Source organism: Mesotoga sp., from assembly GCF_035363035.1.
Lineage (GTDB): Bacteria > Thermotogota > Thermotogae > Petrotogales > Kosmotogaceae > Mesotoga.
Map to the genome: position 1 here is coordinate 1 of NZ_DAOSEH010000074.1, position 10,754 is coordinate 10,754.

Below are 10,754 nucleotides of genomic sequence, written 5' to 3' on the forward strand. Positions count from 1 at the left end.
GGCTCCGTTTCGTGCCGCTGGTAGAGTACCATGAAAAGTTCTCGAAGATAGAGCCGATAGTTTCGCCGGTCAGGCCTGAAAGGACACTGGGCGAAGTTCTCAGCGGTGAGGGTAAGAAGCAGCTCGCCGTGACGGAGTCTGAAAAGGAGTCTCACGTTACCTTCTTCTTTAACGGCCGGCACAGTCGTCTCTACCCCGGTCAGGTGGCCGAAATCATACCGAGCTGGAAGGACTTCAAGAATCACCCGGAGATGAAGAGTGCCGAGATTGGCAAGGCAGTGGTGAAGGCGATGGACAGGTACGATTTCATCATAATCAACTTCCCGGCCGGCGACGTGATAGGCCATCTCCAGGAAATGGAATTGAAGGTGAAGGCCGCAGAAGAGATCGATAAAGCGCTGGGCGCGATCTACAGTCAGGCTACATCTCTCGGACGCACACTGATAGTCACAGCCGATCACGGTCTAATGGAAAGAGGTTTTACCGATGAAGGCACACCTTCTGTCTCCCACACGACGGCGCCGGTCCCCTTCGTAGTGGTCAATCCCATGCTCGGAAAAGATGACATAATCAACGGTGGATCTCTGGTCGATGTGGCGCCGACGATACTCTCGCTTATGAACATCCGCAAGCCCGAGGAGATGACAGGCCGCTCTCTTCTCAAGAGAATTCCCGTATCAAGCGGCGTGGTTCTGGTCATACTGGACGGCTGGGGAGAGGGCAGCGACGATCCCTCTATCAATCCTCTCAAGGCCGCCTCCACTCCGAACCTCGATTTCCTGAAGAGGAAGTTCCCATTCACAAGGCTTATGGCCAGCGAGGAATACGTTGGACTTCCCCACGGAAGGAGCGGCAACTCCGAGACAGGCCATCTTACCATCGGGGCAGGAAGGTTGATCGAACAGGACGAACTCAGGTTGATGAGAGTCATAGAACGCCGCTTCGAAGACAATCCGGTTCTCGAAAGGGTGTTGAACGATATAAAAGACGGAGCCTCCCTTCATCTGATAGGTATGCTTTCGGAGGCCAGCTCTCACGGGAATATAAACGAGATTCTGTCGATCTCGAAGGTGGCAAAATCAAGGAATGTAGAGAGAATCTTTTCACACCTGATACTCGACGGCCGCAGCGCGCCGCCGAGAAGCGCCGTCGCTTTACTCGAGAAATACCGCGAAGAACTCGGAAAGACCGAAGTAGTAACAGCCGTTGGAAGGGGTTACGCACTGGACAGAAGCAAAGATTACACAGGGAAAACAAAGCCGGTGTATGATGCACTCGTGGAAGGTAAAGGCGAATGCTATTACGGGCTATAAACGGGAGGAAGGGCTCTTGGAAAGAGACATGACTATTCTCGATAGGGTAAGGGAGGTCTATCCAACCCTCACTAAGTCCCAAAAGCTCATCGCCGACAGTATCCTCGAAAACTGGGAAAACATCGCCTTCGTCTCTCCCAAAGAGCTGGGGGCGAGGCTGGGAGTCAGTGAAACGACTGTAATAAGGTTCGCCAGATCGATCGGATACGAAAGCTTCACAGATCTCAGACAGCACAGCCAGGATCTGATAAAGGAGAGGTTGACTCCGGCCGAGAAGATGTCGGCGACGGTGAGAAAGATAAAGTCCGGCGAAACTTCTCTGGAGCGACTGTTGACGGCCGAGGTCGAGAACCTTAAGGAGGGCATTTCCAGGGTTTCGTCGGATGAATTTTATCGTGCTGTCGATCTGATCGAAGGCGCAAACAGGGTCTTCGTGACCGGTCAGGGCGTATCGGAATCGCTGTGCAAGTTCCTCGAATTCAGGTTAAGACGGATGCAAATCGATACCCGGGTCGTCACCGGCGGCGGAAAGGGTTTCTACGAGACGCTTCTTCTCATGAACGACAGGGACGTGCTTTTCGGTATAGGCTTCTTTCGCTGCTCACAGGACATACTCAGGGCCTTCGATTACGCAAGGGCCAGGGCAATCCCGACTATCGCACTCACTCACAGCACCGTTTCGGAACTGGCTTTGAGATCGGATGTAACACTGGTCGCCAACAGAGGGCCGGTTTCCTTATTGAACTCGCTCGTCGTTCCGATGGCCATACTCAACGCCCTGGTCCTCTATCTCGCCGAGAGGGACGAAGAGAAACTTAAAGCGCTTAAAAAACTGGACGAGATCCCAAATATCTTCGGGCTTAACGGGAAGGAATAGTTTCCCGGGCCGGTGCAGGAGGTTGTCTAATGAGAAAGTACGCAATTGTAATTCTGCTACTGATCTGTAGCGCGGTGCTTTTTGGAACCGAGAAGATAATGCTTTACACCTCGGTTCCAACGGAAATTATGACGGCTATCGCCGATGCTTTCATGGCTGCAAACCCCGGTATCGAGCTGGAAGTTTTCAGGTCCGGTACCGGAACCATCCAGACCAAGCTCGCCGCCGAAGTGCAGTCCGGCAATATACAGGCCGACGTTCTCTGGGTCGCAGAGTTCTCTTACTATGAAACTCTGAAGAAACAGGGTCTTCTGGCGCAGATATACCCCGAGGAGGCCTCGGCACTGCCGGAGAACTTCAAGGATCCGGAAGGCTATTACTACGCTGGAAGGCTTATCAACATGGTTATAGCCTACAATACCAAGGCGCTCACACCGGAAACGGCTCCCAAATCCTGGAAGGAACTGACGGATGAAAAGTGGTACGACAACTACGTAGTGCCAAACCCCGAGTACTCGGGCGCTGCCGTCGCCGCGGTCGGCGCGCTGGCCAAGAAATATGGCTGGAAATACTTCGAAGATCTAAGAAAGAATGAGGCAGTAGTTGTCAGAGGGAACAGCGATGTCGCGCAGAAGGTAGCGGCCGGAGAGTTCCCGATAGGCATGACTCTCGACTACATTGCGCGCGACCTCAATGTCAAAGGTAGCCCGATCGACATCATCTACCCCACCGACGGCACGATAGCCATCCCGAGCCCCATTGCGATTTTGAAGTCATCGCAGAAGATGGAGGCCGCTATGAAGTTCGTCAACTACATCCTCTCGATCGACGGCCAGAAGGCACAGGTCGAGCTTGGTTCACTGGTTCCGGTCCGGAGCGACGTTAATCCCCCGGCCAATACGCCGCCCGCCGGCGAGATACTGGGACAGGCGATGGAAATTGACTGGAAATATATCGAAGAAGGGCTCGCCGAGATCAATGCGAACTTCTCCGATATCATGCTGTTCTGACGGTTTTCGGCCCGGCCTCTCATGGCCGGGCCTTACTTTCATCCTGAGGAGTGGTACTCTTGTTGCAGAGAAAGATCAAGGCCGATCCCTTCATTCTGGGCGGGACTTTCGTGGTGATAGCCATTCTCGTGGTTTTTCCCCTGACGCTGCTGTTTTTGAACAGCTTCAAATTCGACGGGGCCTACACGCTTCAAAACTACGCTACGGTCTTTCAGGCGAAGAGAAATTATACGGCTCTCTTCAACAGTCTAAAGCTAGGTCTCTTCACATCGCTTTTTTCGGTTCTGCTTGGAGCGCCTCTGGCCTGGCTGGTGACTAGAACCAACCTCCCTTTCGCGAAGCTCTTCAGAACACTGTTCATATTACCCTATATGATTCCGCCTTTCATAGGAGCGATCGCCTGGTCTCAGCTGCTCAACAGGCGCAACGGTTATATAAACAGACTTATCCAGTCGATCTTCGGCATAGAAGGGTACGTCTTCAACGTCAACACCATGCCGGGCCTCATATGGGTGATGACGCTATACCTTTATCCCTTCGTGTTCATAACCGTGGCCGGGGCTCTCGAGAGGATGGACCCCACTCTTGAGGAGGCTGCAAGAACGTGCGGATCGAAGACGATGAAGATAATGCGCGATATCACGCTTCCACTGGTAGCTCCAAGCATAGCGGGCGGAGCGCTCCTTGTCTTCGCCTCGAGTATAGCCAACTTCGGCATTCCGGCGCTTGTGGGAATGCAGGGGAGGGTCTTCGTTCTTACGACGATGATCTATTCGTACATGCACAGCGGTGGTTTCAACGGAATAGCCACAGCTTCGGCCCTGTCGATAATGTTGATGGTGATCTCGGTCGGAGCCTTGCTCATAAACAATTTCTACCTCAAGAAGAAACAGTACACCCTCATATCCGGAAAGAGCATGAGACCGAAGACTCTCGATCTGGGTGCCTGGAAGATACCCTGCCTTATCGTCGCCTTAGTGGTAGTCTTTATAACCGTCATCATGCCCTTCTTTTCAATAGGTCTCACATCGCTGCTGGATGCCTGGGGTGCCGATATAACTTGGGAGAACCTCACCTTCAGGAATTACAGGTACATTCTCTTCGAGTACAGGCTGACCAAAGACGCCCTGAAGAACAGCTTCCTGCTGGCCATCTCGGCCGCGACGATCTGTATGGTCCTGGGTTCCTTGATCGCTTATATAAGCGTTAAAACGAAAATAAGAGGCCGCAAGGCCCTTGAAACTATTGCGCAGATACCTTACACGATACCGGGCACGGTCGTGGCGATAGCTATGATACTGGCCTGGTCTGGCAATTACGGGGTGAATCTTTACAACACCTTCTGGATACTCCTCTTCGCCTACGTTGCCCACTACGTGGCCTTCGCCGTTAGAACGACGTCGGCCTCTCTGGAGCAGATACACACCTCCCTTGAAGAGGCGGCCAGGATCTCGGGCGGCAGCTGGTTCACTTCGCTGAAAGATATAGTCGTGCCTCTGATAAGACCTGGCCTGGTGGCCGGCTGGTTTTTGATTTTCATGCCGACCCTGAGGGAACTTACGATGTCTATACTCCTCTGGGGACCCAGGACGGTAACTATTGGAGTCGCCGTGTTCGAAATGCAGGAGGCCGGATATGTGCAGATATCGGCCGCCTTTGCCACACTTCTTTTGTTGATCGTTATAGCAGGAAACCTTCTGGTGAAGTGGCTAACCAGAGGAAAAGTCGGAATATGAGGGGAGCGAGTTGAATGTCAAAAGTTGTTCTCAAGGGACTTTCGAAATCATTCGGTGATGTGAATGTCGTCAATAATATAGACCTGGAAATCAAAGACCACGAGTTTCTCTCCTTTCTTGGTCCTTCGGGCTGTGGAAAGACAACCACACTGAGAATGATCGCCGGTTTCGATATGCCCACAACCGGGGAGATCTTCATCGGCGAGAGACTCGTGTCGTCGGTGGAGAAAAAGATCTTCGTTCCGCCGGAAGAGAGGAACGTCGGCATGGTCTTCCAGAACTACGCCGTGTGGCCGCACATGGATGTTTTCAAGAACGTCGCTTATCCGTTGAAGATAAAGAAGATCGGCGCCGAAGAAATGAAAGAGCGAGTGATGAAGGTTCTCTCCATGGTTAAGCTGACAGGGATGGAGAAACGCTATCCTCACCAGCTTTCGGGGGGGCAACAGCAGCGCGTGGCTCTGGCCAGGGCGCTGGTCATGGAACCTGACGTTATGTTACTCGACGAACCTCTCAGCAACCTCGACGCGAAACTGCGCGAGGAGATGCGCTTCGAAATAAAGGACATTCAGCGACGCATAGGCGTCACGATAATCTACGTCACACACGACCAGGCAGAAGCCATGGCCATGTCAGATCGGATACTCCTGCTCCACAACGCCAGAGTGCAGCAACTCGGAACCCCTAAGGACCTTTACGAGAGGCCCGAAAACCAATTCGTCGCCGACTTCATCGGCCTTATAAACTTCTTGAAGATAGATGTTACAGAACGAGAAGGTCGAATGATGGCCTCTTTCCCATCCTCACCCGAGACGCCGCCTTTCGAAGTGAATCCCGAAAACACCGGAAAGAGCAGCGAAGGGGGGTTCGTCTTTGCCATAAGGCCCGAGAACGTTAAGCTGGTCTCCCCCGATAGCAGCTCAATAAGAGGAAAAGTGACCAAGAGAGTCTATCTTGGCAATATACTAGATTACCGCGTGGCACTGGGAAAAGAAGAGATCCGTGTGGAAGCCTCCTCCGGCGAGGAGTTCGAGCTTGGGCAGACCGTGGGGCTTCGGTTTGAAAGTTATGTGCTCTTCAAGTAAGATCGTAGTCGTGAAAGTTTTGAGGATTGTAGCCGGAAGTAGTTCGATCTCCGCATCTCAAAATTCGGACGCGAAAGAATTCACAAGTATGATAAAGTAAAAGGGTAGCTGATTTTCCAGACCGCGGGGCATCGAATGGGAGAAAAAAAGAAGTACTACATTATCAGCGATCTACATATTGGCGGAGACGGTGAACTCGAGGATGTAACCTTCAAATCCGAGCTGATAGGTTTTTTGAACTCGCTGAGCGAGACCGGGGACTCCGGTGAGGATGTCGAACTGATCATCGCCGGCGATTTTTTCGGTTTCTGGGAACTATCCACCGTTGAAGGACCCGTTCAACTTGACTTCGTTCTAGACAAGTACGCCGATGTCTTCCATGCCTTCAGGAAGGCCGGTGAATCCGTAAGGATAACCTACATAGTGGGAAACCACGATCACACTGTGCTCGGCTATCCCGGCTCGAAAGAAAAACTCGGCGAATATAACATCTTTCTGGATGAAAACCAACACCTGATAAGGGAGATCGCCGACGAGAAGATCTGGATAGAGCACGGCCACCAACACGACAAGTTCAACGAAATCGAAGTGCCCGGATCTGAACTATGCAGACCGGCCGGTTTTTACATAACGAGATACCTTCTGTCGCTCGCCGGCCTTATATCCAGAATGGGCAGAAAGAACTGGCTGGTTAACGTTCGATGTGTGCAGCCTTTGAACGCGTTGCCAAGATGGATGTTTTCGAGTTACTTCTATCTGGAGATGCATCCCTTATTGAGGCTGGCCATCGTTCCCTTTCTCTTCTTTTTCGCGGTCAGTATAGTCCTCTTTATGCTCGGAATCCTCGATATCTTTGGACTCAACAGCGTACAGTATCTCTACGAAGATTTTCTCAAACCCTTTGGCGTGGTGGGCAGTGTTGTGGATACAATCATCGGAATAGACGTTTTGATTCTGATCATTTTCGTGGTGGTCTCGATCCCGCTGTTCATAGTTTTCAGGGACATAAAGTCGGCGCTCAAGCGGTACGGTCTCGTTTACGAGAAAAAGGAGAAGGCCGAAAAAGAGCGGGCCTATTTGGAAGGCGCGAGAAAGGTCTTCGAGAGCGATAGGTCGGTAAAATTCTTTATCTTCGGCCACACACACAATCCCTTTCTCCTGAAAGATGGCGATCGTTACGTTATCAACACGGGCACCTGGCTCGAAAGGCTGGAAAGGGTGAAATCTTTTATTTGGCCTTTCCCGGCAATCTTCTACCCCCGGTACGACCTGAATTACTTCGTCATATCATACGACGGTAAAGACACGGTGATCGAATACCACAGGATCGATAAAATACCTTCCACCAAACTCACGCTCCTGCAGAGGTTTCTGATATCGTTGCGAAAAAAGCCTCCCGCCGTCGAAATCCCTTCAATAACCCGGACGTCCGGATTTGACGGGTGAGATGGTAGTTTCTGGAAAAGCGCGACACATATTACATACCGACCGATACCTTCAATGTAGAGGGTATTTGAACGGGACTCTTTCGATGATTTGACAATCCCAATTACCGCTTGAAAATACGTTAGCGGCGTGTCCGGCTGAATAATTGTCTGTAACTCGGTTGCAAGTCTTATAACATATACGATTAATCGGAGAAAAATGGTACGATTGCCATATAGATTGTTTTTGAGGAGAGTTCATTTTGGATCGTGGATTTTATAACCATTCAATGAACGCCTTGCAGGCTCTCGAAGAAAGAATAAAGGAGCTGAACTGTCTTTATACTCTCTCCCGGCTTCTGGCCGATTCCAGAACGGTCGAAGAGGCAGTCGGGGCGGTTCTAAAGACTCTTCCCCCGGCTTTCCAGTTTCCCGACAGTGCGATTTCACGGGTACTAATAGACGGTCGGGTTTATTCTTCAAGAGAGGAATGGTTCCCCGATAGATCTATCCGGTGCAAACTGCTGATCGGAGGTCGTGAGGCAGGTTGCGTAGAGGTTTCTTATTCCCCAGCCGAAAGCGGCGAGCACCCGGAGTTTCTACCAGAGGAGGAAAAGCTTCTCGCAACGGTTGCGCGCAATCTTGCAAGCACTATAGAACGTGTGAATTTTTTCAACGAACTCACAGAGAGCAAAGAAAGGCTGAGTTTCGCGATCGAGGCTAGCAGGGAAGGAGTCTGGGATTGGAATATCGAGACGGGAGAGGTTTACTTCTCGCAAAGATGGAAAGAGATGCTGGGCTACTTTGACCATGAAATAGAGAACAGGTTAGAGGAGTGGGAATCGAGAGTCTTTCCGGGCGACCTTGAAAAAGTCGAAAGAGAACTGCGGAGGTGTCTGAACGGCGAGATACCCTATTACGAGGTCGAACACAGAGTTATGACCAAGAACGGCTCGTACAAATGGATTCTCGACCGCGGAAAGGTGGTTCTTCGGGATGCTCGGGGCAGAGCCTTGAGGATGGTGGGCACTCACACCGACCTCACCGAACACCACAGGATCGAGGACCAGCTGAGGCGGTACAATAGGGCGCTTTCCTTCCTGAGCGAAGTCAACCAGTTCCTGGTACGCGTGACCGACGAGGAGGAGCTTCTCAAAGGAACGTGCTCCATCGCCACGGAGTTAGGCGGTTATGCACTCGCCTGGATAGCCTACAAAGTTCCCTCCAGCAGCGACTTGAAGCCTGTTGTTTCGAGTGGCCTGGCAAAAACTTATCCAGAGAAGATCAGCGTCACTTTCGACGAGAGCGAGCTGGGGAGGAGCGCTGTCGGCACGGCGGTGAGGACCGGCAGGACCGTTATAAAGAGCTCGATCGATAAAAACCCCGAGTACTCTCCCTGGAAGGTTGTGGTCGACAGTTACGGGCTCAAGTCTGCGATATCGCTTCCTTTGAAGATAGAAGAGGAGACCATCGGCGCCCTCAACATATACTCCACTGATGAAAACGCCTTCGATCAAGAGGAAGTTCATCTTCTGGAGGAGCTTTCCGGAGATCTCTCTTACGGAATCCTCTCGCTGCGTAACAGGAGGAAGCTAGAGCATCTTAATAGAGTTCTTCTATCTATAAGGAGCATAAACCAGCTTATAGTGAGAGAAGAGGACAGGGGCACGCTCATCAGGAAGATAACCGACCTCCTCACCCGACTCAGGAGCTACGATAATTCTCTCCTCGTCATTATGGATAAGAACATGAAAGTTGTTGACTGGTCAAGTTCGGGATTCGAAGGAGAGAGGCTCGAGAAAATGAATATGGCCTTCAAAGAGAGTATTCTCCCTTCGTTCATAACCCGGGTTTTTACCAGCGATGAAGTTTTGATGATCTCGAACGAGGAGTATCGCAGGTCCAGTCTCTACGATGACGACCAGACAGAGCATGTGGTTCTGTTGAAGAGTTTGAAGAGTGCCGATAGAATTTTCGGCTTCATCGCCGCCATAATGCCGGAGAACTTTGCACAGGACCTCGAAGAGAGGTCGCTCTTTGGAGAGATAGCCAACGACATAGCCCTGGCCATAAGTAAGATCGAATTGAAAAACGAGAGAGAGAGTCTTCAAAAGAGATTCGCACTCTTCATGGACAAATTTCCCGGAGCCGTTTTCATGCAGGACAGAGATCTCAGGCTCAGCTATTTCAACAAGTACATGGAGAAGTATTTCGGGATCGACAGGAACTTTCTTGGAAAGAGCGCAGATCAGTTACTAACCGGTGAATGGGGTAGATCTATGCTGGAGCATGACAGGAACGTCTGGCTCGGAAAGAGCATTTCTGAAGAATTAGTGGCCCGATGCGCCGACGGCAGGGACAGGATTTTCTTCATGCAGAAGTTCCCGATCTCTTCCGGGAGCGATACTCCCATGATCGGTGGTATCGCTCTGGACATAACAGATAGAAAGCTCTCCGAGATCATGGCGACCCGACTTGGCAGAGTGCTGGACTGGTCGGTGAACGAGATATACGTTTTCGACCACGAAACGCTCCGTTTTCTGCTGGCAAATCGTGGAGCGATAGAGAACACGGGTTACTCGATGGATGAATTGAAGGAGATGACACCACTCGATCTCAAAAAAGAGACCTCACCCGACGAATTCAAAAAGATCACCGAATACTTGAAAAACGGTAAGAACCGCTCGGTGGTCTTCGAAACCGTTCACACGAGAAAGGACGGCACGAAGTATCCCGTCGAGGTGCGTTTGCAACTCCACGACGACAATATGGGAAAAGTCTTTGTGGCCGTGATAGTCGATATAACAGAAAGGAAAAAAGCTGAAGATTCTGTCAGAAAAAGTCTGGAGTCTCTCATAAGAACTCTCTCGGCCCTTGTCGAATCGAGGGATCCCTACACCTATGGTCATCAGAAGCGAGTTAGCGAACTTGCCACGGCGATCGCTGCAAGAGTGTTCGCCGATGATATCCGGGGAAAGGACAGAACGGAGTCGGTGAGGGTGGCGGCGCTGCTACACGATATAGGGAAGAACGCCGTGCCGGCCGAGATACTCACCAAGCCGGTTCAGCTGAACAAGATCGAATTCGAGCTGGTGAGGGAGCACGCCAGACAGGGTTACGAGATTTTGAAGGAAGTGTATTTTCCTTGGCCGATCGCCGAAATAGTCAGGCAACACCACGAGAGACTGGACGGCTCGGGTTATCCCGATAAGCTCACCGGCGACTCGATATGCCTGGAGGCCAGGATAATCGCCGTGGCCGATGTTGTGGAAGCGATGTCCTCACATAGGCCGTACAGGGCCGCGTTAG

At 51.4% G+C, this 10,754-nt stretch carries 7 protein-coding genes; all 7 read left to right on the plus strand.

Going from position 1 to position 10,754, the window contains the following annotated elements; translation table 11 throughout:
• Positions 1–1,313 (plus strand): alkaline phosphatase family protein (locus PKX57_RS09650; protein WP_472417013.1); only part of this gene is annotated, 1,313 nt, incomplete at its 5' end.
• A 16-nt stretch (positions 1,314–1,329) separates the two neighbouring features.
• A complete protein-coding gene (locus PKX57_RS09655) occupies positions 1,330–2,190 on the plus strand; it encodes a MurR/RpiR family transcriptional regulator (protein ID WP_472417014.1) in 861 nt (286 codons plus the stop codon).
• A 29-nt stretch (positions 2,191–2,219) separates the two neighbouring features.
• Positions 2,220–3,200: an ABC transporter substrate-binding protein gene (locus tag PKX57_RS09660; RefSeq protein WP_472417016.1), complete on the plus strand. Its 981-nt coding sequence runs from the start codon at positions 2,220–2,222 to the stop codon at positions 3,198–3,200.
• 62 nt (positions 3,201–3,262) lie between these two features.
• Positions 3,263–4,936 carry an ABC transporter permease gene (locus PKX57_RS09665; protein ID WP_472417018.1) on the plus strand — a complete coding sequence of 558 codons (1,674 nt, stop codon included), beginning with the start codon at positions 3,263–3,265 and terminating at the stop codon, positions 4,934–4,936.
• 14 nt (positions 4,937–4,950) lie between these two features.
• Positions 4,951–6,021 carry an ABC transporter ATP-binding protein gene (locus PKX57_RS09670; protein WP_472417020.1) on the plus strand — a complete coding sequence of 357 codons (1,071 nt, stop codon included), beginning with the start codon at positions 4,951–4,953 and terminating at the stop codon, positions 6,019–6,021.
• Positions 6,022–6,156: 135 nt separating this feature from the next.
• On the plus strand, positions 6,157–7,467 hold the full coding sequence (locus PKX57_RS09675) for a metallophosphoesterase (protein ID WP_472417022.1): 1,311 nt from the start codon (positions 6,157–6,159) through the stop codon (positions 7,465–7,467).
• Between the two features lie 241 nt (positions 7,468–7,708).
• Positions 7,709–10,754 (plus strand): PAS domain S-box protein (locus PKX57_RS09680; protein WP_472417024.1); only part of this gene is annotated, 3,046 nt, incomplete at its 3' end.